The 22,805-nt window shown below is 36.2% G+C and carries 31 protein-coding genes; 22 read left to right on the top strand and 9 right to left on the bottom strand.

Translation table 11 applies throughout. The annotated features are described in order from the left end of the window. Positions 1-14: 14 nt before the first annotated feature. Positions 15-788, bottom strand: coding sequence for a Cof-type HAD-IIB family hydrolase (locus tag WKH56_RS23465; protein ID WP_168761066.1), 774 nt, complete (start codon positions 786-788; stop codon positions 15-17). A 14-nt stretch (positions 789-802) separates the two neighbouring features. Continuing rightward, positions 803-973 carry a hypothetical protein gene (locus WKH56_RS23460; RefSeq protein WP_310883989.1) on the bottom strand — a complete coding sequence of 57 codons (171 nt, stop codon included), beginning with the start codon at positions 971-973 and terminating at the stop codon, positions 803-805. 114 nt (positions 974-1,087) lie between these two features. Here WKH56_RS23460 and WKH56_RS23455 point away from each other — a divergent pair, with 114 nt between their 5' ends. Continuing rightward, positions 1,088-1,585, top strand: coding sequence for a hypothetical protein (locus WKH56_RS23455; protein ID WP_310884531.1), 498 nt, complete (start codon positions 1,088-1,090; stop codon positions 1,583-1,585). A gap of 62 nt (positions 1,586-1,647) precedes the next feature. Here WKH56_RS23455 and WKH56_RS23450 read toward each other — a convergent pair whose 3' ends face one another. After that, complete coding sequence (locus WKH56_RS23450) at positions 1,648-1,848, bottom strand: hypothetical protein (RefSeq protein ID WP_310883988.1); 201 nt, start codon at positions 1,846-1,848, stop codon at positions 1,648-1,650. 168 nt (positions 1,849-2,016) lie between these two features. Here WKH56_RS23450 and WKH56_RS23445 point away from each other — a divergent pair, with 168 nt between their 5' ends. The 5 genes from WKH56_RS23445 (at position 2,017) to WKH56_RS23425 (ending at position 5,039) form a co-directional block, all read left to right on the top strand. Then, the gene (locus WKH56_RS23445) at positions 2,017-2,424 is read left to right on the top strand and encodes a DUF1878 family protein (protein ID WP_048019480.1); all 408 of its coding nucleotides are present in this window, start codon (positions 2,017-2,019) and stop codon (positions 2,422-2,424) included. Positions 2,425-2,480: 56 nt separating this feature from the next. Beyond that, a complete protein-coding gene (locus tag WKH56_RS23440) occupies positions 2,481-2,738 on the top strand; it encodes a hypothetical protein (RefSeq protein ID WP_048019481.1) in 258 nt (85 codons plus the stop codon). A gap of 142 nt (positions 2,739-2,880) precedes the next feature. After that, positions 2,881-3,414 (top strand): sigma-70 family RNA polymerase sigma factor, encoded by a 534-nt coding sequence (locus tag WKH56_RS23435; RefSeq protein ID WP_048019482.1) that lies wholly within the window; start codon positions 2,881-2,883, stop codon positions 3,412-3,414. A gap of 3 nt (positions 3,415-3,417) precedes the next feature. Then, a complete protein-coding gene (locus WKH56_RS23430) occupies positions 3,418-3,825 on the top strand; it encodes a PadR family transcriptional regulator (protein ID WP_048019483.1) in 408 nt (135 codons plus the stop codon). Positions 3,826-3,833: 8 nt separating this feature from the next. Further along, complete coding sequence (locus WKH56_RS23425) at positions 3,834-5,039, top strand: FtsW/RodA/SpoVE family cell cycle protein (RefSeq protein ID WP_310883987.1); 1,206 nt, start codon at positions 3,834-3,836, stop codon at positions 5,037-5,039. Positions 5,040-5,653: 614 nt separating this feature from the next. On the opposite strand, the gene WKH56_RS23420 is transcribed toward WKH56_RS23425, so the two are convergent. Continuing rightward, entirely contained in the window at positions 5,654-5,935 is a 282-nt protein-coding gene (locus WKH56_RS23420; RefSeq protein ID WP_033580207.1) for a DUF4190 domain-containing protein, read from the bottom strand. Positions 5,936-6,226: 291 nt separating this feature from the next. Between WKH56_RS23420 and WKH56_RS23415 the strand changes: the two genes are divergently transcribed. The 7 genes from WKH56_RS23415 to WKH56_RS23385 all read left to right on the top strand — a co-directional run bounded on the left by WKH56_RS23415 (position 6,227) and on the right by WKH56_RS23385 (position 10,533). After that, positions 6,227-6,517 carry a hypothetical protein gene (locus tag WKH56_RS23415; protein ID WP_310883986.1) on the top strand — a complete coding sequence of 97 codons (291 nt, stop codon included), beginning with the start codon at positions 6,227-6,229 and terminating at the stop codon, positions 6,515-6,517. Positions 6,518-6,538: 21 nt separating this feature from the next. Then, positions 6,539-7,303 carry a membrane protein insertase YidC gene (gene yidC, locus WKH56_RS23410; protein ID WP_310883985.1) on the top strand — a complete coding sequence of 255 codons (765 nt, stop codon included), beginning with the start codon at positions 6,539-6,541 and terminating at the stop codon, positions 7,301-7,303. Between the two features lie 55 nt (positions 7,304-7,358). Next, the gene (locus WKH56_RS23405; protein WP_047750370.1) at positions 7,359-7,598 is read left to right on the top strand and encodes a hypothetical protein; all 240 of its coding nucleotides are present in this window, start codon (positions 7,359-7,361) and stop codon (positions 7,596-7,598) included. A gap of 274 nt (positions 7,599-7,872) precedes the next feature. Further along, a complete protein-coding gene (locus WKH56_RS23400) occupies positions 7,873-8,682 on the top strand; it encodes an ABC transporter ATP-binding protein (protein ID WP_310883984.1) in 810 nt (269 codons plus the stop codon). Then, positions 8,683-9,336, top strand: a complete 654-nt coding sequence (locus WKH56_RS23395; RefSeq protein ID WP_310883983.1) for an ABC-2 transporter permease — start codon at positions 8,683-8,685, stop codon at positions 9,334-9,336. Between the two features lie 240 nt (positions 9,337-9,576). After that, positions 9,577-9,882 (top strand): hypothetical protein, encoded by a 306-nt coding sequence (locus WKH56_RS23390; protein ID WP_033580213.1) that lies wholly within the window; start codon positions 9,577-9,579, stop codon positions 9,880-9,882. 441 nt (positions 9,883-10,323) lie between these two features. Further along, the gene (locus WKH56_RS23385) at positions 10,324-10,533 is read left to right on the top strand and encodes a hypothetical protein (protein ID WP_033580215.1); all 210 of its coding nucleotides are present in this window, start codon (positions 10,324-10,326) and stop codon (positions 10,531-10,533) included. A 566-nt stretch (positions 10,534-11,099) separates the two neighbouring features. Here the strand turns inward: WKH56_RS23385 and WKH56_RS23380 are convergent. Continuing rightward, a complete protein-coding gene (locus WKH56_RS23380) occupies positions 11,100-12,146 on the bottom strand; it encodes a 2,3-butanediol dehydrogenase (protein ID WP_310883982.1) in 1,047 nt (348 codons plus the stop codon). Positions 12,147-12,273: 127 nt separating this feature from the next. Between WKH56_RS23380 and WKH56_RS23375 the strand changes: the two genes are divergently transcribed. The 3 genes from WKH56_RS23375 to WKH56_RS23365 all read left to right on the top strand — a co-directional run bounded on the left by WKH56_RS23375 (position 12,274) and on the right by WKH56_RS23365 (position 15,577). Then, on the top strand, positions 12,274-13,176 hold the full coding sequence (locus WKH56_RS23375) for a LysR family transcriptional regulator (RefSeq protein ID WP_310883981.1): 903 nt from the start codon (positions 12,274-12,276) through the stop codon (positions 13,174-13,176). Positions 13,177-13,222: 46 nt separating this feature from the next. After that, positions 13,223-13,852 carry a hypothetical protein gene (locus WKH56_RS23370; protein ID WP_310883980.1) on the top strand — a complete coding sequence of 210 codons (630 nt, stop codon included), beginning with the start codon at positions 13,223-13,225 and terminating at the stop codon, positions 13,850-13,852. 501 nt (positions 13,853-14,353) lie between these two features. Then, positions 14,354-15,577, top strand: a complete 1,224-nt coding sequence (locus tag WKH56_RS23365) for a SulP family inorganic anion transporter (RefSeq protein WP_342836808.1) — start codon at positions 14,354-14,356, stop codon at positions 15,575-15,577. A gap of 72 nt (positions 15,578-15,649) precedes the next feature. Here WKH56_RS23365 and WKH56_RS23360 read toward each other — a convergent pair whose 3' ends face one another. Both WKH56_RS23360 and WKH56_RS23355 read right to left on the bottom strand, forming a co-directional pair. Then, entirely contained in the window at positions 15,650-16,594 is a 945-nt protein-coding gene (locus WKH56_RS23360) for a phosphotriesterase family protein (protein WP_310883978.1), read from the bottom strand. A gap of 215 nt (positions 16,595-16,809) precedes the next feature. Further along, positions 16,810-17,322 (bottom strand): CcdC protein domain-containing protein, encoded by a 513-nt coding sequence (locus WKH56_RS23355; protein ID WP_080974269.1) that lies wholly within the window; start codon positions 17,320-17,322, stop codon positions 16,810-16,812. Between the two features lie 258 nt (positions 17,323-17,580). On the opposite strand from WKH56_RS23355, the gene WKH56_RS23350 reads away from it, so the two are divergent. The 3 genes from WKH56_RS23350 (at position 17,581) to WKH56_RS23340 (ending at position 19,199) form a co-directional block, all read left to right on the top strand. Then, positions 17,581-18,018 (top strand): helix-turn-helix domain-containing protein, encoded by a 438-nt coding sequence (locus WKH56_RS23350; protein ID WP_342836806.1) that lies wholly within the window; start codon positions 17,581-17,583, stop codon positions 18,016-18,018. A gap of 54 nt (positions 18,019-18,072) precedes the next feature. Beyond that, a complete protein-coding gene (locus WKH56_RS23345) occupies positions 18,073-18,300 on the top strand; it encodes a hypothetical protein (protein WP_310883976.1) in 228 nt (75 codons plus the stop codon). 158 nt (positions 18,301-18,458) lie between these two features. Then, complete coding sequence (locus WKH56_RS23340; protein ID WP_168761054.1) at positions 18,459-19,199, top strand: CPBP family intramembrane glutamic endopeptidase; 741 nt, start codon at positions 18,459-18,461, stop codon at positions 19,197-19,199. Here WKH56_RS23340 and WKH56_RS23335 read toward each other — a convergent pair. Continuing rightward, on the bottom strand, positions 19,196-19,411 hold the full coding sequence (locus WKH56_RS23335; RefSeq protein WP_310883974.1) for a hypothetical protein: 216 nt from the start codon (positions 19,409-19,411) through the stop codon (positions 19,196-19,198). The two genes, WKH56_RS23340 and WKH56_RS23335, sit on opposite strands and share 4 nt — an antisense overlap. 233 nt (positions 19,412-19,644) lie before the next feature. Here WKH56_RS23335 and WKH56_RS23330 point away from each other — a divergent pair, with 233 nt between their 5' ends. The 3 genes from WKH56_RS23330 to WKH56_RS23320 are packed head-to-tail and all read left to right on the top strand — an operon-like array spanning position 19,645 to position 21,067. Beyond that, on the top strand, positions 19,645-20,421 hold the full coding sequence (locus tag WKH56_RS23330; protein ID WP_221832446.1) for an SDR family NAD(P)-dependent oxidoreductase: 777 nt from the start codon (positions 19,645-19,647) through the stop codon (positions 20,419-20,421). 36 nt (positions 20,422-20,457) lie between these two features. Then, positions 20,458-20,739: a hypothetical protein gene (locus WKH56_RS23325; RefSeq protein WP_221832694.1), complete on the top strand. Its 282-nt coding sequence runs from the start codon at positions 20,458-20,460 to the stop codon at positions 20,737-20,739. A gap of 37 nt (positions 20,740-20,776) precedes the next feature. Then, positions 20,777-21,067, top strand: a complete 291-nt coding sequence (locus WKH56_RS23320; RefSeq protein WP_048019508.1) for a hypothetical protein — start codon at positions 20,777-20,779, stop codon at positions 21,065-21,067. A 178-nt stretch (positions 21,068-21,245) separates the two neighbouring features. On the opposite strand, the gene WKH56_RS23315 is transcribed toward WKH56_RS23320, so the two are convergent. Next, a complete protein-coding gene (locus tag WKH56_RS23315) occupies positions 21,246-22,772 on the bottom strand; it encodes an MDR family MFS transporter (RefSeq protein WP_013058109.1) in 1,527 nt (508 codons plus the stop codon). Positions 22,773-22,805: the final 33 nt, after the last annotated feature.

Below are 22,805 nucleotides of genomic sequence, written 5' to 3'. Positions count from 1 at the left end.
GGCGTACTGCTTTCTTATAAAATGCCAAAATTTTTAAGGGCAAATTCAATTCCGTCTTCACCGGATTTCTTCGTAACAAAATCAGCAGCGCTTTTTAACGTATCAGATCCATTTCCCATCGCAATTCCAAGGCCGGCTAACTCGATCATATCAATATCGTTTTCGCCGTCTCCAAATGCGATAGCTTCGGAGTGATCGATGTTAAAATAGTTTAAGACGTTTAGGATAGCTACCGACTTTGTGATTTCTTCTTGAAGAACACTTACGACAAAAGGATGCCACCTTTTGAACATTAAATGAGGAAATCGCTGTGCATACTGTTCAGCCGTTTTTTCATCAGCGAATAAGCACATTAAATAAATATCTTCATCGTAAATACGCTCACTTATTTGAGGATAATCACTAAGCGATAGCGTTTCCTTCAGGGCTTTTAAAATATTATCATCTTTGATCCCATTCATGCTGAGCTCTTTTGTGTAAAATGAAAGGCCGTGATTTTGGGAGGCTGCGTATTCAAAGACTTCGCGCGCAACGTCCTTATCCATGGACAGCTTATGAATAACTTTTTCATCGTGTACAGTAAACGCTCCGTTTGCGGTAATGAGCGTATCTATACCTAATTCTCTAATTTCTTCACAGAGAGATAAAGGCCTTCCGGTAGCGGCTACGATTTTTAATCCTTTGTGCTTTAAACTTTTTACAATCTCTCGAGTTTTGGAGGAAATAGTCCCGTTTTCGTGATGAGTAAGAGTTCCGTCCACGTCAAAAAATACAATTTTATAGCTCATAGTAATCTCCTTGCTTAAACAGCTCGATCTTTTTTTACATTTACAAGCAGTAGCGCACAAATTAAAATAGCAGCTACATATAAAAGCGCAGAAACAACCGGTTTATGTAAAAAAGCAGTATGATTGTATGAAGAGTCATACAAATAAAGAGCGGCTAAAAATAGAAAAGGCAGTAGTTTCTTCATGCTGTCACCTCCTGGTTTTATTATACATATTTTCCTTGTATTTGTATGTAATCTTAATAAGAGTGATAGAATAATAGTATTTTACATAAGCAAAGAGAAAGAGAAGTGACTAATATGACTGTACATCACTATATAGGATCTCCTTATGAATTGCCTACAGGAAGTTTTGGCACAAAAGAAACGCTGGTGCCTTTATCCGAAGTTTCTTCCTTTAATCGAAATTCAAAGAAAGAAAAGATAATTACAATCTATGAAAAAGAAGAAGATGCGTACGGTATTAGTGTTAATCGTTTAACCGACGGGTATAGCGACATCAAGCACGTATTCACCTTGCCATATATCTACGAATTATCTTGTGATGCACATTCTAAATCAATAAGAGAGCTGTTTACTTATATTGAAGAACAGCTGATAGAGGGCTGTCACATGGAATTATATTCATGCTTAGACGGTGATGAAGCGGATGAAAAAGATTTAAGTCTAGATAGGAGTATTAACTTAAAAACGCTGTATTTTGGAAAGTATTATAAATTAGACAAAAAGAAGTATATCTATGAATTAGGGGAAATGTTCAAATTTGAAGACAAACAATTTGTAGTGGTGGTGAAATGAGGGGATTAGCCTGTAACCTTTAGATAAGAGTTATAGGCTAACCAGTTTAGGCAGACTAATATTTATAAAAAAGGCTTAATATACGGAAGGCTCAAACCAAAATAAATAACAAACGACATAAGCAAGTAACAGCCAATAACACTTCTTCTAACGAGTGTAGAAGCTTTCTTCAACCAGCCCCAGTGCTTATCTTCATAGTCAAAAATAAAGTAATCTAAAATGATGGATAGCGTGATAATAACCGCAATTAGTAACAGGCCCATATGTATCCTCGCTTTCGGTTTATGAAATTATTACCATTTATAACAATATACCTTATTATTCCATTCATTACAAAGTAATTTTCTATAAACGGTTTATCGACACTACTAGATTATGGTAAAATTCACAGAGTATAGTAGGATCATTTTTTAAAGAAAGATGGGAAGAAGTTGGATGTCGTAAAAGAAGTGAAGCTATTAAAATATCAAATGAGTCTCATGAAGCACATGATTAACGCAGAGGAACATCCTTTTTTTATGTTTGTGATTGATCATGAATTTGAAGAAAATCAAGTGAAGGCATTCTTGAAGATACTAGGTGTGTTTAGCTGCCGAATAAAAGGTGAAGAAATTTTCGAATGGTATCAAAATGATCAGCTGTTCTCTCAATTTAATCTTCCGTTCGATAAACTATATGCGTCAGAACAACCAAATTTAGAGGAATTAAAATCGGTTGTTGCTAAAATCTTTTATCAGGAATTTGAACTAGAATATTTATTGTACAGTTTAAAGAAGCAGTGTATTCAAATGGAAGTGTGTGATTTTTTCTTGCAGCGTTTAAAAACAGATTTGAAATAACTCAATTCCGAATGTGTTTAAACGTGGAACTTTTAAAGGTAGAGGAGGGTAGTGAGATGGCGCGAATTATTAATTTCTGGTCATTTATCTTTACGCTACTATGCGTTGGTTTCTTTTTCATCGCTTTTTATTATCCAGCGTTATTGAATATCAATCTTTGTTTAGCAATTATTCTATTTTGTATTGGTATCGCAGGGTTCTTTGGAATAAACAATTGGGTATCGGCTCTGAGAAGTATTTTGACAGTAATAATTAGCGGTGGATTAATCCTAGTAACAGGATTAATTATCTTCATCGGCAATCTTTTTTCATAGCACATACATAAGAGGTACAACAAAAGGTTCTCGTGTAGAGAATCTTTTTTTATGTACATGCAATTATCTAGAAAATAAAAATGAAAATATAAAAACCTTTTTATAAAACGCTTCGTCTAAGAACAAGAAAGGAGAGGCAGAAGTGAAAGAACTAACCGTAGAATGGATACACGTACAAGACAAAGAACTAGTGATAGATGAAATTATGGATCGATATGGACAGGAAATCTTGCAGCTAGCTTACTCATATGTAAACAGCGTAGCAGTTGCGGAGGATTTGACGCAGGAGATTTTTATTAAATGCTACAAAAATCTTTACAAGTACAGCGGTAGATCCAAGTTTCGGACGTGGTTATGGCAAATCGCAATTAACCACTGTAAAGACTTTTTAAAAAGCTGGTACAACAAAAACATCATACCGGCGACAGACTATTTTCCAAATCATATCAGTGAAAAAGAAAACATAGAGGAAGCTGTTATTCAACACGAAGAAGATCACGAGCTGATGTCAGCCGTTATGAAGCTGCCTACCAAATATAAAGAAGTGATTTACCTCTTTTACTATGAAGAATTGTTAATTAAAGACATTGCGCTCTTAACCAAAACCGGAACGAATACAGTAAAAACGAGACTGAGGCGTGCAAAATCACTTTTAAAAGAAATGCTGGAGGAATGAGTCATGGATAAACGTCTTAAAAATCTTAGAAAAACAATGAATCGTGAAGTATTTGCTCAGCTAACATTTACAGAAAAACATAAGAAAAGTATTCGAGAAAAAATAAAGCAAGAGACTCATAACGAAGAAGGAATTCTGCTTGCTATGATGCAGCTGCTTGTGCAGGAGAAAACGGGCTATGAGTTAGTCAGCTTACTGCAAAGCCGAGGAATTTTAAATTTTAAAGAAAACGAAGGGTCTTTATATATCATCCTGCATCGACTAGAGCTAAAAGGTGTATTGACGAGCAGCTGGCAAGAAGACGGAGCAAAATTTTATCAATTAAATCAAAAGGGGCGCAAACTGCTCAAAAAAGTGGAAGAGCAGCCGTTATCTAACCACATAAGTTTTAAAGAAATACTAGAGGGGTGAAGAAGGATATGAGTGAACAAAGAAATTCATTCTTGGAACAAGTGAAGGCACAAATAAAATCAAAAGAAGCCAAGGCATTTGTTTCTGCGGAATTGCATCATCATTTAAACGAAGTAAAAAGCTATTGGCTGCAAAAAGGGATAAGCGACGATCAAGCAGAAGAAAAGGCCGTTCATCAAATGGGAAACCCTGTCAGTATTGGTCGGAACCTTAACCGTATTCATCGTCCAAAAATAGACTGGGTTACACTAAGTTTATTTGCTGCCGCTCTGCTTCTAGGGTTTTTGCCACTGCTGTCTCAAGATGGTATGGTCGACAATCATTTCTCTACCTATAAGGTTGTCTTTGTTATCTTGGGAGCGATGCTAGCTTTAGTTATGATGTTTATAGACTATAGAAAGTTAGCCACTAAAGGGTGGTTATTCTATTTATTAGGTACCTTACTTTTATTATTTCTGACAACAAATTTTAACACATTTACAGAAGGTCAATCTGTTTTCAAAGTAGGGCCTCTAAAAATTGAAGGTTTAATGGCCATTCCTTTTTTCTTTTTGGCATGGGCAGGGTTCTTTCAAAGCAATCGCTTTAAAATGTGGAAATTCCTTCTTTTATTTCTTCTGTCACTGTATTTCTTTTTGCAGTGTGGCCTTACAACCCTCTTTATATATGTAACCTTGACCTTTACAATGATTTGGTGGAGTAAGTTAAATAAAAAGAAAATAGCCATTGTCTTAGGATCTGGCTTTGCGTTAGTCGCTGCTTGGGGCATAATTGGATGGATGACCGTTGCTTATTATCAGAAGTATAGAGTTCTCTCATTTATAAACCCTTATAATTCAGAAGAGTACTTTGGTCTTTCAAAGGTTCATCATTTATTTATGGATGCAGGATGGTTTGGAAAACATTCATTTGTCGATCAAATGATTCCTCAAGCTGACACGAACTTTGTATTTCTAAGCTTTACTTATTATTATGGGTGGCTGTTTGCATCTATTCTTTTTCTAGTTCTTTCTTTAGTTGTCGTCAGAATAGTGCTTATTGCTAAGAGAATTGGTGATTCGTATACTAAACTGCTGCTAGTAGGAGTTATAATAATCTATACGGTACAACTTGTTGGTCACGTAGGAATGATTGTCGGATTCTTTCCTATGACCAATATGTCTTTACCGTTTATTAGCTATTTATTAGCTATGGATGGATGCCGGTTCTGTTAAATGCATTCTTAATAGGAATTGTGTTGAGTATTTATAGACGCAAGAATTTACTGTCTACAAACACCTTGCATGCTAATCAGCAATAAAGTATAAATCGATAGACTCTTTTATAAACAAATAATTAATTATTTACTTTGTAAAGACAAACAAAACAAACGCTAAGATTCATTTGTCAGCGTTTGTTTTACAGCTAGAAGAACCCTTACAGGACTTTTGATTCTTTTTTATTTACATTCAAAAGAATAATCATTAATAATTGGATTATGTATTTCTACTATCGCATCTCCGCCGTTATCATAACATTTTGAGGTCAAAGTTTTTATTTCTGTACTATTAAAATAGCTATAACAGTTAATCAACACAGAGATTACTAGTAGTAAAGTAAGTAGAACAATTATGATTTCTTTTATTCCAGATTCAACGATAGATTTAATTTTTCATTCTCCTTTGCAATTTACATTAAAAGCTATAGACGTAGTAACAATGAGTCATAACGTTTAAATTTCAAGAGCTTGATTTTCGGATAGTCGAAAATCAAGCTTTTATTCTTTCATATAGAAAATTCAATAATCCTATCTAAATCTCGATTTTCTTACATTTTTAATTGACCTGTTTTATTCATAGTCAACTGTTGTTCCTCCAAACATAAACGTAATAATTCCTAATATAAAGAGTAGCTGAGAAATCATGCCTACTATACTGCAAATCAGACCGGCAATCGCGAGTCCTTTACCGCTTTGATTCGTAGCAGCTATTTGATTAGATGCTTTTTTGTAGAAGATAATTCCAATAATCCCTGTAATAAACCCAATGATTGGAATGAAAATAGATACGATACCTAGAGTTAGAGAAACAATAGAGTTGGTGTTTACTTGAGGTTTTGTATTAGTTTCCAATGAATTCACTCCCTATGAATTATATTTTTTGATTATACCATAAAAAGGAATAATATCCTTTTTACTAATAAAAGTAGAAATTTTTAGAATTATATGTGTCCCAGTATATGTTCTATTCGTTGTTTCATCAAACGTATGAAGGTATGTGCAAAAGAAACGTAGCTTTTGACTTTCCTATAAGAAAACCAGCTTTGTAGAGTATATTTACTGAGATAGCAGATTCTGCGCCATAAAATCAATTAACCTAAATTAAGGAAAATATGATACAATAATCCATAAGGATGTGAATAAATGGAATTGTTTATACCGGATGCCTTTCTGTATGTGTCATTTGCGATTATGACGGCCTTTTTTGTACATGCGGCTATTAAACTAGCTACCTTTCAAACGCTACATAAGCATGTTTGCCTGCAGCAAAAAGACATGTATCTCATACAAAACGTAAATCTGTTACGCGCTCAGAATCTCATATGCTGCGTGTATCACAAATTTAAATTTATACATTCTGTTCACAGACAAGAAGCAATAGGTGAACAAGATGATGAAGGTCCGCATTCGCCAGTATTTTTTTCGGTTAACTAAAAAAATACTGGAGGAATATAAATGTTAAAACATAAAAAGAAGCTTTTCTTTATTGCTGTTTCCGTTTTTCTACTTGCCGGCTGTGATTCAGCAAACGTGATTCAAAGTTCGCACACTCACTTTTTGGATCACTATTTTATTTATCCTTTTTCACTGCTCATTTTGTTTATAGGAAATACGTGGCTTCATCAAAGCGTTGGCTTTTCCATCATGCTTGTGACCGTTGGTGTACGTATGCTGTTGGCGCCTTTAAACATTCTTCAATATAAAAATCAGCTGAGCAATAAACGTATACAGCCTCAGCTTCAACAGCTAAAAGAGAAGTACAAAAATAAAGATCCTCAGAGTCAGCAGCAATATCAGCGTGAAATGATGGAACTGCTTAAAGAAAATGGAGCCAATCCTCTTATGGGCTGCCTTCCTTTACTTGTCCAGCTTCCGGTCTTTTCAATTGTGTACTACGCGATTAGACGAATAGATGAAATTAGCGCATCATCTTTTTTGTGGCTTGACTTAGGACATGCGGATCCGTATTTTATCCTTCCAATCGCTGCGGCATTAGCTACGTATTTGCAGACAAGAGTCATGCAAAAGGATGTAGCAGGAATGAATGGATCGCACGCAGTGTTATCTCAAATTCTTTCGCCTGTCATGGTGCTTTCATTTGGGATATTTTCACCGTCTGGTCTCGTTTTATACTGGATGACAGGCAGTTTGTTTATGATTTTTCAGTCTCTTGTATTAAAGAAGGTTTTTCAAGAAAAGGCAGTGCTTGAAGCAAAATGAATAAATTAAAAGGTTGCTTTGCTTGAAGCAGCCTTTTAATGAAAGGAGGAGTACGGTGAAAAAATATATTCTTTCATTCGGCGTAACAATTGGCACGATAGCACTTTTATTTTTTATTGGCAATACCTTTCATATTTCGTTACTTTCAGTTCAGTGGCTTTATGTAAACGAACCGGAAAATTTTCAAATGGAAGCAAAAGGCGGTTTGATACCGGTAGCCGTTGGGCTTATTCTTGGTTTTATAACAGACTACGTATTAAGTGAAAAAGAAAAAAAGCAGCGTCATCAATTATAGTGAAGGAAAAGGATCTTTTATGGGAGATCCTTTTTTTATTTGTGATTTGGGTAAAAAGGTAAGGCAAGAATAGTACAGGCAGATGTTGTCATACATATTACGGTCATAAAAAATGAATGAGTTAGAAACAAAGCTTTATGTCGTCATCGACTTTTTATAGTTTACTAGCTATAATTGGTAGTGAATCGTCATTTTTGTAAAAAAAAGGTGATATTACGAATCATCATAGGGATTAGATTGCACTAACTACTAATAGAGAAAGTGAAGTGAGCACATGACAAATCTTTTAGAAGTTAGAAACATGGCAAAATCGTTTGGCCGAAATGAGGTTTTAAAAGATGTTTCATTTCATGTATCTCCTGGATCTATTGTTGGATTTATTGGTGATAACGGAGCAGGGAAATCGACGACGTTTAAAGCAGTACTAGGATTAATTTCGAGAGATAGCGGTACGGTCGAAATATTTGGTGAAGACAATTTGAATAAAGATGCGACGATTAAAGAAGATATTGGCGTCGTGTTTGATGCGATTAATCTGCCGGTTTCTTTAACAATAAAACAGCTAAACAACGTTTTTAAGAAGCTATTTCATTCTTGGGAAGAAGCTGATTTTTACCGACTGATTCATTCTTTTTCACTGCCGGAAGATAAAAAAATACATATGTTTTCACGGGGCATGTCAATGAAATTATCTCTAGCGGTAGCGCTGTCTCACGGTGCTAAACTATTGCTGTTAGATGAAGCGACAGGAGGACTTGATCCTTCATCTAGAGAGGAAATATTAGATGAGTTAAAAGCTTTTGTGAGCGACGTTGAAAAAATCGCGAGCCATCTTGTTGTGATTAAAAGCGGAAAAATTTTATTAAATGAAGAAAAAGAGAAAGTGTTTGAGGAGTACGCAATTGCCGTTATGAATGAAGAGCAGCTAAACGTACTTCCCGAAGAGATAGTAGTAGCAAAAAGAACGTATGATACGAATGTCCGCGTACTCGTTACAGCTAAACATCAGCTGCCAAGTGGAACTGTAACTGAACCGATGTCGATGGAAGAACTAAGCGTGCTTTTAACAAGGAGTGAAACGTAAATGAAAGGTCTATTGTTAACGAACTACTACCTCATTCACCGAAGCTTTTTGATGTACACAGCGCTCGCCATAGTTATTTCTGCGGTCATTTTTTATTTTGCGGATCCTTCATTTTACCGTATTATAGCGATGTTAATTATTTTATTAATGGCAATGCCCGCGCTTGAAGTGATCAAATTAGAAAGTAAGACCGGCTGTGACAAATACGTGCTCACTCTGCCAATTAGCCGAAAAAATGTGGTGCAAAGCCACTATGTTTTTTACTTTTTAATTGTCGTCATCGGAACGACCCTGTCCTATGGTGTTTTCTCAATGTATTCGCTTATTTCTAAGAGTGCAGTAGAGAATATAGTAAATATCGTTTCGTTTGGTACATTTATCGTCCTTTTCGCCGGTGCACTTGCTTATCCGCTTCTTTATGTATTCGGAGCAGAGAAATCTGATGGAATAGTACTTGGAGGGGGAATGGGAGGTCTTTTCGTTGCGATTGCTTTACAAGGAGTTGTTGGGTATATAGTTGAAATATTAGCAGCATCCAGGTTACCGATCGCTTCTTCTTTGCATGTTCCTATTTTATATACTCTTTTTGGGGTGGGGATGTATATTGCTTCTTACTTTATTGCGCTGTCTATCTACCAAAGGAGAGAATTTTAGTGTGAATTGATTTTGAAGTAAAGACTACAAAGCGTTCTTTAAGGCTATTTATCAACCAATAGTTCAAATAAAAAAACAGCCATAACGTTTGATAAACCAAACAAAGAAGATCTCAAAAATATAACCGATATTATTGGTGATAAAGCTTAAGTGAAGGGTACTTTTAAAAAAGTTAATTGTGTCCTCTAAGCACATGTATTATAGTAAAAGATGCAGTTTTAAAATGTGAAAGGAGATCATATGGGGAATTTGTTTAAACGGGCTTCAAACGTATCAAAAACCGCTTTTATTGCTACACTGATTTTGTACATAATTATTGTAGCGTGTTTTATTCCGTCAATTGTATTTGCAGGAGCTTTCTTTGCTATAGTAATTAAAATAGCAGCAGCACTTTTAATCTTAGTAACAATCCTAGGAATGATTTATTCGTGCTTCATTAAAGGCGGCCAAAAATTTCTTTTTTTACTGTTACATGCCGCTTCTTTATTGATTGTTTTGTTTAGTATCTCTGCTTTTATGCTCGCTAAAAGCGCTGAGTTGACATAGTAAAGAGGAATTACATATGCAAAAAGGCAGGAGAAATCCTGCCTTTTTTATTTTTGTATGATTTCAACAGGACTCGTATGTTCTAGGGAGGCGCCGCTGACTATTTGGCTAAACTTGTTTAACAAGAAGAAAAGAAGGAAAAGGAAGAAAAAGAAGATGTGATAATTTGGAAATGATCATAGCTGTGACAGCGGGTATGGGTTTTCTTTTATCTTTTTACCCTGTTATGAGTGAAAGAAAGGGGAAACCTTTGAGTGAAAGCCAAACCTATATGATAAGAGGGCTAGCCGTAATCGTTCTTTTAGCCAGCGCTATAGCGGGAAGTTATTTTACCTAAACAGGATTGTGCTATTAATCGGTGCATCTCTTAATTGCTGACAAATAAATCGTATGCTGAGACTATCAAGCTAGGCGGGGTGAAAAAGAGGGGAGGCTAATACAATGAAATGGTATAAGCACGCGCTCATTCCTTTAGCTATAGGCTTTTTAAGCTTTGTGTGTTCTATCATTTATAGTAAGGCAGCGGCAAATCCGAGTCTTCAGCTGAACCAGTCGCTGTTTATTTCGATTGGTATAGGTATTGGAGCAGTTCCAGTATCCTTTTTTGTAGAGTATCAAAAGAACAAAGAAAATAAAAAGTTTCATAGCTGAGTTGTTTGCCGAATGTCTCTTAGATCTTTAGTTTGTTGAAATGGATGTGATAATCTGTTTATTCTTGTGAAGATTGGTTTGTTTGCTTTCGTTGTTTTACTTCACATTTCCTTTCGAAAACTGGTTTTGTATGCCCATAAAAAACAAAAGAAATCCCCAAAAGAAGGACGAAGGATATTAATAGGAGGAGTTTTGGTTATTTTGATTATCCTGTTATCCATTTTAAACTTTTTAAAGTATTACTACGGTGGTTAAAAAGGGCGGGCATATGTATTTTATATCTGTCTAGTCCTCGTCGATTAACCCATTGGTACCTCAACACTAGACTAGGAAAGTTTTTTAGGTGATCAATTCTGTAATGCATGAGATTCAGATAACCAAACGTCTCATGGATTCAAATGTAATTAAATCAATGGGCATCGTTATGTAGTTTACTCGCCAATTCTTCTAAACTGTCAAATTGTTTTAGTGAAATTTTACACATCTCTCGGCTGGACCCGATTAAAGAAATAAAAAGCCACTAATTACGATCAGTGGCTTAGAGAAATCTTCATTGTTGATGATTGTTATTGCTGTTCCGATTTAACCAGAATTTTAACTTGGTTTTTTTCTTTAATCAGGCTTTCAAACCCTTCTTCAATTACATCGTCTAGAGCTATCTTTTTCGTTACTAACTTTTCGGCTGAGAAGTAGCCTTTTTGCATAAGAGACAATACTGCTGGGAACACGTTACGATAGCCAATGATTCCTTTAACAGTTCGTTCTTTAATTACAATATCATTCGGTAGAATTTCTGCTCCTTTTTCCCATATGCTAACGATAATCGTTTCTCCGCCAATTCCCGTAGATTGGATGGCTTGACGTAATACAATAGGTACGCCTGTTACTTCAAATGATACATCTACGCCACCGTCAGTTAATCTAGCAATTTCGGCTACCGTATCTTCAACTTCAGCAGGATTAATGATGATTGCTCCTAATTCTTCTGCTTTCGCTTGTCTTTCTGGAGATAATTCAACTGCATAAATATCAGTTGCACCTGCTGCTTTCAACGCTTCAATGACAAGAAGTCCAATTGGTCCACATCCAAATACAGCAACTTTGTCTCCGGCTTTCACTTTACTTGAACGTACTGCATAAAGAGCTACTGCCGCTGGTTCTACTAGAGCACCTTGTTCATAAGATAAATCATCTGGAAGTTTGAATAAAAGTTCTTCGTCTACTGCGACATATTCACTAAGACCGCCACCGCCTCCGGCTAAACCTAAGAATCCCATTTGTTCATCTAGGTTATAAGCACCTTGGTGTCCGTGTGTAGCAAAGATTGGCTCAACAACCACACGATCACCAACTTTATAATGGGTTACACCTTCTCCAACCTCTACTACTTCACCTGAAAATTCATGTCCAAGCGTCACTGGAGCAACCTCATTAGTGAGAGGGTGCGGTTTATCAACTGGAATAAAGATGGGACCACCTAAGTATTCATGCAAATCACTACCGCAAAGTCCACACCATTTAACTTTCATTTTTACCTGACCAGCCTGTACAACTGGTTCATTTATTTCTTCAAGACGAATATCTTTTTGATTATGCCATCTTAGCGCCTTCATATACTCCATCTCCTTGTGTCATTTCTTTTACTATATCTATCAGTATACAACCAGATATACTTATGGTAAATTTAGTTAATATTAACGATTGTTAAGTAATACTTAACTAAAAGAAAAAGAGGGCATTATGAATATTGAACAATTAAAACATATAGTGGAAATAGATAAAACGGGTTCACTAAAAGAAGCAGCAGGTAACCTGCATATTACGTTACCTGCATTAAGCCAATCTATAAAAAATTTAGAGAAAGAACTAAATATAATGATTTTTCATCGTTCCAGAAGAGGATCTATTCCAACTGAAGAAGGTCATAGGTTAATTGAAAAGGCCAGCGCTGCTTTATTGAAAATTCAAGAATTTATGGATGAAGCAGAAGCGTATACAAATACAATGAATGGTGAAATAAAGATTGCAACCTACCCAGGACCAATGGAGATTCTCGTTCGCTTAATAACAGAAATTAAAAGAGAATATCCGAACATAAAGGCTTCTGTCTATGAAAATAGCACCGAGTATATTATAGATAAAGTTCTAGATGGGGAAGTAGATGTAGGTTTCATTACTTATACAGAAAAAGAAGAAAAAAAGTATCGGAACTTGGTATTTAAAAAGTTATTGGATGGTCATATGGTAGCTGCAGTAAATAAGAAGTCGCCATTAGCCACACAAACACTCATTACTGAAGAGATGTTAATTAACCAGCCAATTGTTTTATATAACGACAAGTATATTCAGGAATTTATGAAAGGTTTTAGTTCACTGCCATGTGATATCTTGTTTACTACCAATAATGTAGATACAATTCGTCATACATTGGAAAATAATACGGCAATAAATATAGGATTTGACTACGCATTTAAAACAGATGCTGGTTTATCTAGAAGTAATCAATATGTAGTCGTTAACTTTGCTCCACCGCACTATAAAACTTATTCTTTTGGGTATTTTTATAACGCCAATAATGGGCTTTCTAGAATAATAAGAGAATTCTTAAAGCGGATTCACAGAACTATAGTAAATAATGAATGATAAAGAGTGAAGGTTAAAAAGAATTATTTCAGAGAGAGGGAAATATGTGAAACGTCATTTAACTTTGCTTTTATCGTTATGTAGCAGTTTGTTCATTTTTTTATTGTCCCTGTTTCAATGGGATTTAGATGATCGTATAGGGAAATACGTAAGTCCATATATATGGTTATTCTTTGTCCTTCCTTTCTTTTTATTACTAACGCTGTGGACATTGATTTATCTCTTTAGTAGTAGAAAGTGGCTACCACTGGTTATTCAAGTGATAACCGTTGTGCTGTGGTTCTTCATTCCGTCTGAGCAGCTTAATTTAGACATAAACTTTAAACTCCATCAGCAGAAAAGAGAAGAAGTGGCAGCTCACATACAAAGTGGCGTCTTGAAAGCCGATGGAGTCGACTACCCATCGCTCATTCCTTTCTCCAATGAACCCGACAACTCATCGCTAATTGATCTACCGAAAGAGTATGCGAGTGTGTCCAGAGGTCGAGATGATGTTGCAGTAGAAACCAAAGGAAAGGCAATCTCCGTACTTTTCTTTACAAGCAGTGGACTATTCGGGCATTTCTCGGGTTTTGTGTATGACCCAAAAAACCGTAAACCTTCATCGGGCGATTTTGGTATGAAGTTTGATGAAATAGAAAAGATACAAAAGAATTGGTATTATATATCTTATTAGTAAAAACAGGGGCTTTGAATTATGATTCAAAGCTCCTGTCTTTTAGTGTTCACGTTTGTAATTAATTGGCCTTATGTAACCGAGCTTCCTATGAATTCGAATATAGTTAAACGAATGGAGGTAGGCGTGTCGTCTACTTAAACTTAAAGATTTTTAAACACAGCCTGTCCACATCCATTCATTCTATCGTTACTATAGGGTCTGGTTATCTTGCTTTATTTACAACAAAGAACCGCATTTTATCTAAAAAATAACTAAAAGAATAAAAAGTAAGAATTTTTAAGAAAATTTTAATAACTGTCTAAGAAACTTCTAATTTTCTCTTTATTTTTTTGTAAGTTGTCTCCTTTAAGATAGAAGTAATCGAGTAGCCCACCTTATTCTGAGAAAGCTCAATAAGGTTGTATGACGAAAATACGAATGGGTAACCTCACTACTTAAAATGGAGGCTGATGTACACTTATGAATCTAGAGGTTTTTCGAAATTACTCCTTGCAGCATTTGAAGAAAGATATACTATCGGGTATTGTTGTTGGCATTATAGCTATACCTTTAGGGTTAGGATTTGCGATAGCTTCTGGAATATCGCCTGTTACAGGACTGTATACAACGATTGTAGCAGGATTGTTAATTGCTATTTTAGGTGGATGTAGGTTTCAAATCGCGGGACCTACGGGTGCGTTTGTTCCTGTTTTATTAGGAATTGTGTTGCAATATGGCTATGAAAACTTATTAATTGCCGGCTTTATGTCAGGGATTCTCCTCATTATCTTTGCGCTATGTAAAGTAGGAGCTTTAATCAAGTATTTTCCGTCTTCTATTATTGTAGGATTTCAGTCAGGAATTGCGCTGATTATCTTCAGCGGACAAATTCCAAACTTCCTTGGGCTGCACGCGATTGACAAATTTCAATTTTTTCATTTGAATATAAAAGAGATCTTTGGTAATTTACACTTCATCAACATCTATAGTATCGCTACAGCAGGATTGTGCTTAGCTACGATTTTAATAGTTCTTTACTTTTCGCCTAAGTCGCTGGGAATGTCCTATTTACTTGGAATTATTGTATCAACGGGATTAGCATCTTTTTTCTTTGCAAATCAGTTTGAAACGATTGGTGCGATTTACGGAGAGATACCTCGTCATTTCCCGGCGCCAGCGTTTCCAGATATAACAGTGGAGAGGGTGGTAACTCTTTTACCTTCTGCGTTTGTAATTGCTGTACTTGTAGGGTTACAGTCTTTGCTGACAGCTCGCGTTGCGGATGAAATGACAAAGTCAAAGCACAGCAGCAAAAAAGAACTGATTGGCCAGGGAATCGTAAACATGGTAACGCCGATGTTTTCAGGTATTCCTGCAGCAGGAGAGATTGCAAGGACCGTTACCAATATTAAAAACGGCGCTTCATCTCCAATTGCAGGAATCACGCACGCTATATTTGTGTTGATTGTGCTGCTAGTGCTTGCTCCATATGCTTCATACGTGGCGCTTGCGAGTCTCGCACCCGTATTGATGGTCGTAGCGTGGAATATCAGTAAAAAAGAACAGTTTGCAAAGGTGATAAAAGAAAAATCATTTCATTCACTGGTTTTACTTACGACATTTTCGCTAACGGTGTTTACAAACTTGACGATCGGAATCGCCGTTGGATTATGCCTGTCGGGTGCCCACTTTATGATAAAAAAGAGCAAAGAAAAGCAGAAATTATTAAGAAAAACAGGTTAACGTAAAGTAGAATAATACGCGGAAAACCCCCACTGTAAGCTTGCACAGTGGGGGTTTTTTATAATATTTTAATTACTTTCCTTCAAACCAGCAGCGGGCGTTATCAAAAAGCATATGCTGAATCTGCTGTTTCGTTACGCCTTTTCTTTTTAACTCAGGCACGACTTCTTCTAATACAAAGCTCATCGACCATTTTGGAAAACGTTCTTCAATCACGCCTTCTGGAAACCAGTCCATTGTACAGCAGTAGTCTTGTGATAGAAACATGCGGTTTGAATAGCCTTGTTTAGCCAATTCAATGACCGTTTCATTTCTATTTTCAGTTGAACATTCTCTTGTCAGGCCGTAGCGGTCCATACCGATAAAGGCACCTTGATTTAATATGTTTGAAATATACTCAAGGTTATCCGTATCTCCCGTATGTCCAATCAGAATTTGATTTGGATTAGCGCCTTCATCGAGTAAGATGTCCAGCTGCTTTAAGCCTGTGCCGCTTGCAGGATGTGAATGAGTCATAATTGGTACGCCCGTTTTTTTATGAGCTCTTGCGACAGCGCGCATTACTTTTTCTACATCAGCCGTTACGCCAGGTGCATCCGTAGCGCATTTTAAAAAGCCTGCTTTAATCGATGTGTTTTGAATGCCGACTTCAATGTCTCGAACAAACAGGTCTGCCATATAGTCAATGCTCCGAGTTTGAAAGTGGGTAGGAATGTAGTTATACGTATAAATTCCTGTGGCTGCGATGATTCGAGTATCCGTTTCACGGGAAATTCGCTCAATAAAACGAATATCGCGTCCTTGTTCCATCACCGTAGGATCACAGATTGTTTTAACTCCAAGTTTCTTTGCACGATTTACTTGTTCGACTGCTTTAGCGATTTCTTGTTTCTCATCATATAAATGAGGAAACTGTGCGTGAACAGACTCAGAACGAACGTGCATATGCTCATGGATTAGTGTTAGCCCTAGTTCTGACGTGCTGACTGGGCCTGTTACAGAATTGATAAATGTCATGTGACGATTCCTTTCATTATATACCTGTAAATCAAACAGCTGGTGATTAGGTACAGTTTTACTATAATCTGTTTTTATAGATAGACTTCTGTTATAAAAAACACATATTGCATTATACAATATATAGGTTGTCTTACACAACACGCGAGACTTTTACTGACTATGACAAAAAATCCTTCTTTCCAAACAGGAAGAAGGACTAGTCATATTGATGATTATCCAGCATTTACACTGTAATTATCACCATTTAATTTACGGAATTTTAAATAGCTGCCAACTCTCCAAATGACAATATATATAAAAGCTAATGTCATCGTTAAGACCGCGAAGTCTATGGAATCTAAGCCTTTGAAGTACTGGCTCAAAGCCATTCTTATAAAAATAATGGCGATAATCACATATTTAAAATTCTTGTTTGGCTTTGAATAAATAAAGCCATCTTCTCTTACTTCATAGTCCGTTTGGCTAAGCATAATGAGCCCGAATATCACACCTAATACACCAGCAATCATCATTTCCCAGTAGGGTGGTAAGTGAAATGATTGGCCCGGTATGTGCATCATCTGACTTAGACTAAGAGAAAATGCAATGACTATAAAGAAAATAGGTGCTAATATACCAAGTCCATTCTTTTTAATGGGCTTATTTTTCTTTTTCATTTTTCTCCAAATAATGAATCCAATAAGAGCGATAACAAATAGATAAATAAGCAGCATTTCCATCGTCATGTTGCCTCCTTTTTCATTTCTATGTTCGTACAATCCACTATTTAGTATAAACACTAAAAGGCTGTAGATAAAAGTGCATTCTTTCATTTTTTACACATGAGAATTCTCACTATTTTTTAGTATTGTCGTTTTATGGTTTATACGTCTCGTTACTGTTTCTCTCTTTTTTACCACAATATGTTAGAATGGTAGAAAACGAGAAAACGTAGTGCAAGCAAATTTTGTTTATACGCTGCCATAGTTATAGAGGTGAATGAGTTGAGGTTAGGAAAGCAATTAAAAAAATTAAGAGAAGAACAAAAGATGTCAGAAGAAGAGGTTGCTACGCAGGTAGGTGTCCCTGTACAAAACATACATAAGTGGGAAAATAATCAGGGCTATCCTGACATTCAGCATCTTTTAAAGCTAGGAGACATCTACAAGACAACCATTGATGAATTTATTAAAAAGGATGCTGCATTACAAAACAGACTAAACATTGAGGAAGAAGAAAAAGAAGATGACTATGAACTGTTTCACCCAGGTTTTTATATCGGAATAGGTATTATGTTTCTTGGTACTTTACTTAGCCTGATTATCGGCAATCTTACAATTACGATGGTCACCAACATCGCGGGCATGTTAATTACTTGTTTTTATAAAAACATCTTAAAACTTTTAAAAGATGTCAAAAAGGATTTTTATGAACAAGGATAAAAGAGCAAGCTAGGTCATCCTATGAAATAGCAAAAAAACGATGAGGTGTACAAGGTGAAAGAGTTAAATTTAAATTTTATGACCATCTCTTTTTTATGTTTAGCCAGCTATTACTTCTTTCGAGTGGGTGCATACGCTTTAGCGAGAAAGTATGTAGATAAAACGTCTGAGGGAAGTGTTTTGAATTGGCCTGTAAATGTACTCGTGAGAGGCGATAAAAAAATGGAGTTCAGTGATTACGTCACATGGGCAGGTTTTTGTGCATTTTTGTACCGTGTGTAATCACAGTAAAAAAGGAGGAACGATCTTCTTATTTTAAAAGGAAGAAGCGTTGCCTCACATGGTCTTTGAGCTTGAATGATAAAAAGGTGAAAACATATAAAATCCTTAAAACGAATATAGGTTATCAATGAAACCTAAAGTAGAAAGGTAGTGTAGTGATGATCAAGTCAAAGCTTTTGTGGAAAGTTATTGGCCTAGAAATCTTAGTTATCTTTTGGTTTGTGGTAAACGGTGCATACGTGAGCATGACGCATCCTACTGCACATTATCTTCAGTTTTTAGGAGTTGTCCCTTTAGCAATAGGAATAGCTTTTTATCTAACAAAAACAAAAAAGTGGCAGCATTTTTTCTCCTTTCAACAAAACATGTCCTTTAGAACAAGAATCCTCGTTCTTTCTCCGCTTCTTTTGTATTTGCTTATTATCCTCATCGGGAACAAAGGTGTACACGGAAGTTCCATTGCAGATATTGTTCTTATTTTGCTTACCCAAACTCTAGTCATAGCATTTGTAGAAGAGATGGTATTTAGAGGATTTATGCTGAATTTGCTGTTATCAAAAAGCTATAAAGTAGCGGTTCTTCTATCATCGTTCCTATTTGCCTTTACGCACAGTTTGAATATGTTAAGCAGTCAATCGGTAGCAAATACAATTTTTCAAATTCTATTTGCATTTGTTATTGGGTTGGTCTTGGCTTTACTGATCGTTAACGGTCAATCGATTGGAGTGACGATTGTATTTCACGGCTTAAATAATTTTCTCCAGTTTACAAGCCCTGTCAACGCAAATGATTCTTTATTTGTTAATTACGCGCTGCTTCTATTTTTAAGCGGATATGCCTTTTATTTATGGAACCGAAAATCTACTTTATCTGTTTCTCACCATCAGATTAGTAGCTAGTTAAAAAGAGGTGGAGATGTAACGAAACCAGCCCAACCTAAAGACAAATAACTACTATACACGAGCTGAACCGCTTCTGACACCGCAGTTGATTTCCGTGCAAGGCTTCGCTTTCCGCGGGCGGCCGATGAGCCTCCTCGTCGCTTACACTCCTGCTGGGTCTCACCTGTTCCGCTTTCCCCGCAGGAGTCTTCGTCTTGCCCTCCAATCAACTGCTAGAAAAACCTACACACATGAAAATTATGTTTACCACAAACAAACGAACCACGAATCAAAAGTATTGATCAATGACTCATTTTTCACTTCGTCTAATCTCCTTTTGTCCCAGTCTCTTTTTAGTGTTTTAAAGCAGGGATTAATCTACCCAAAGCTGAATAACTTCTATGGCTAGTGTTACTCAATTTAATTTGTTGAGATTTTATTAAACGCAAAAGGGGAGAAACGTATGTTTGAAGAAAAAGTAGGGATTATTACGGGTGGAACGTCAGGGATTGGCTTAGCAACAGCGGAATTACTCGCAAAAGAGGGCATGCATGTTGTGATTGCTTCTAGAAATAGTGAAAAAGGAGAAGAAGCTCTTTCTAGATTAAGAAAGTGGTCTCCTCACTCTCTTTTTATCAAAACGGATGTAACGAATAGTCAAGATGTCAAAAACCTTGTGAGCCACACATACTCTACTTTTGGAAGAATTGATGTGGGCTTTAATAATGCGGCTAACACGGAGGCAGCTTCTAATGCTACCCATGAATTCAAAGAAGAAGACTTTGACCATTTAATAAACGTTACGTTAAAAAGCGTATGGCTTTGTATGAAATATCAGCTGCAGGTAATGACCAAACAAAACAGCGGTGTCATTGTGAATACGTCGTCAATGGACGCTATTTTATGTTCAGCAGGGACAGGCGTATACGCGGCTGGGAAAAGCGGTGTGATTGCTTTAACGAAGTCAGTTGCTCAGGAATATGGCCATCAACATATAAGAATTAACTCTCTGTGCCCAGGTGCATTTCGTACGCCTATGTTAGAAGAAAGGTTTTCAAATCTATCTGAAGACGAAAAAGCAAAGCTCAATGAATCCTATCAAAAGCTAAACGCGCTGGGCAGAATTGGTGATCCGGTTGAAGCCGCAAAAGCAGTAAAATGGCTCCTTTCTGATGATGCTTCGTTTGTTACGGGTCAAAACATTATTGTAGACGGTGGGATTGGATTTAGGTTTGAGTAAGAATAATGGAATAAAAAGATATTTAAGGGGATGCGTATGTCGTTCATTCTTAATAATTGTATGGCCATTAGTATCGTATTTACGGTAATCCTTTTTGTAAGTATCGTATGTAACAAAAGAACAGTCGCCCTTGTTATTTCATTCGTTACTATGTTATTCGGTTCATTTTTACTTCTTTATGCTTTTGCGAAAATAAGCGGGTTTGATGCTCTAGACATTCAAATAAAAGGTTTAATGATTATCGGAGAAGGTTTACTCTTACTTGTTGTTACAAGCGTATTTATTTCCGTCCAAGAGGCAAAAAAGAAAACGGTGTAAAGTAAAAGAGAAACTGGCTGCTAAAGGCGGTGATGAAATGGCAATTGGAGTGGCATTAACAGTTTTAGTAGTAGGGCTTATGTTTGCAAGCGGACTAAGCCGAGGGAAAACAGCTAAAAGAAAATATATGGTGTGGGGAACAACAACTATATTAATCATAGCTCCGTTCTTTTCGTGGGCCGTTTCAATTTTGTTTGCAATTAGTCAGGAAGAAGGTTTTGCAGGAGTTGCATTAATGATGTTATTGTTTCCTATTTTCTTTTTAATAGGACTCGTTGCGCTTTTAACAGGAGTCTTTAAAAAAGAGAGTGTGAATAAATCTATTTAAAAAAAGAAGGAACAATCAAGAGTACAATTGATGGTAATATAAATCCGAAATAACTAAGGTAAAACCTTTAATCTATTAATAAAAAAAGCCAATTCGTGTTAAATTCGAATTGGCTTTTGCATTTTTCGGAACGACTGTTGTACAAATACACCTTTGGCTACAGCAAGAATCTCTTTTATTACTCTTCTGATTTTGAAGATAGCACTTCTTTTTTTAGAAAGAAGCATAAAACAAAGGCAATGATCGTAAGTACAAATGCGTAAGTATAGATATGCTGAAACGATTCAATAAATAAAACTTTAATTTTCATAAATAATTCTGGAGTAAGTCCACTTGGAATTCCTCCTGCTGCCAGGCTATTCATATTATTTGCCATACTTTTAGGCAATTCATCGCCTAAACTGCTTAGATTTGACGTAAGTGTGGAAGATAATAGCGTCCCAAACATACTTACTCCGACAGTTGCGCCAATAGACTGAAACAATGGAACAGTTGCCAAGGCAATTCCTTTGTGTTCTTTTTCTACAGATTCTTGAACAATTAAGTTATCTCCACCGAACATAACGCCTAAACCAAGACCGGTGATAAAAAAGAAAATAATGACCTGCAGGGTAGTGGTACTAATATCTAATTTAGAAAATAAATAAAAACCGATAACAGGCATAATGAAAGAAATCACGAATAATTCGCGGTACCGAACTTTTGTTAATAGAAATCCAGAAACGATTGAGGTTGCAACAGCACCTACCATCATGGGCAAAGTTAAATACCCAGATTCTGTAGGAGTAAGGCCTAATACATTTTGTGCAAAGTAAGGGAAAGATGAGAATGAGCCCATCAATCCACAGCCTACAGTAAAAACAAGCAGTGACAATACTAAAATATTACGATTTCTAAATAGATGCAGCGGTACAATAGGTTCAATCACTTTTGATTCCACCCAAATAAACAGTCCAATTAAAATCACGCCTACACATAGTAGCGAAACGATAAATGGAGAGCTCCACGTATACCCTTCGTTCTCGACTAAAACAGGCGTAATTAATAACGAAATGATTGCAGCTACTAGAAGAATAGCTCCTGCCCAATCAATTGTTACTTTTTTTCTTTCATGTACTTCTTTTAACCCACTTGCTAAAAAAATGACTGCTATTAATCCCACTGGAATATTCACGAAGAAAATCCAATGCCAGCTTGCTTGATCTACAAAAAAGCCTCCCATTAGTGGGCCTAAAAGCATAGGGATAAACATTACTGGTCCCATAAACGCTTGAACTTTTGCTCGTTGTTCAACAGGGAACAAATCACTCGAAATCGTCATGGCTAATGGCATGAGGCCACCCGCGCCAAGTCCTTGAATTCCTCTTCCAATTAAAAGCATAATCATTGAATGAGAAAGCCCGCATATAATGGAGCCTCCAATAAAGAAAGCCATAGAAGCGAAGTAGACTTTTTTTCGACTAAATAAATCGGCTAATTTTCCTAGTATAGGCATGAAAGCAGATAGAGCTAGCATATAGATGCCTGCAACCCAGCCATACATAGATAATCCGCCAAGATCACGTATAATCGTTGGCATGGCTGTATTTACAACTGTTTCATCAAGCTCAGAAAAAATAATTCCAATCATTAATCCAGTCATTACTAGTATTTTATTGTTTTTATTATTTAAAACTTGTTCTCCAACATTTGAGATGTTTTCCATATTGCGTTTCCTCTCGTGAAATTATTAGAAATG

The organism is Priestia sp. SB1 (assembly GCF_038898415.1).
Note: the sequence above shows the minus strand (reverse complement) of the source record. Positions and strands in the feature narration are given on the sequence as shown.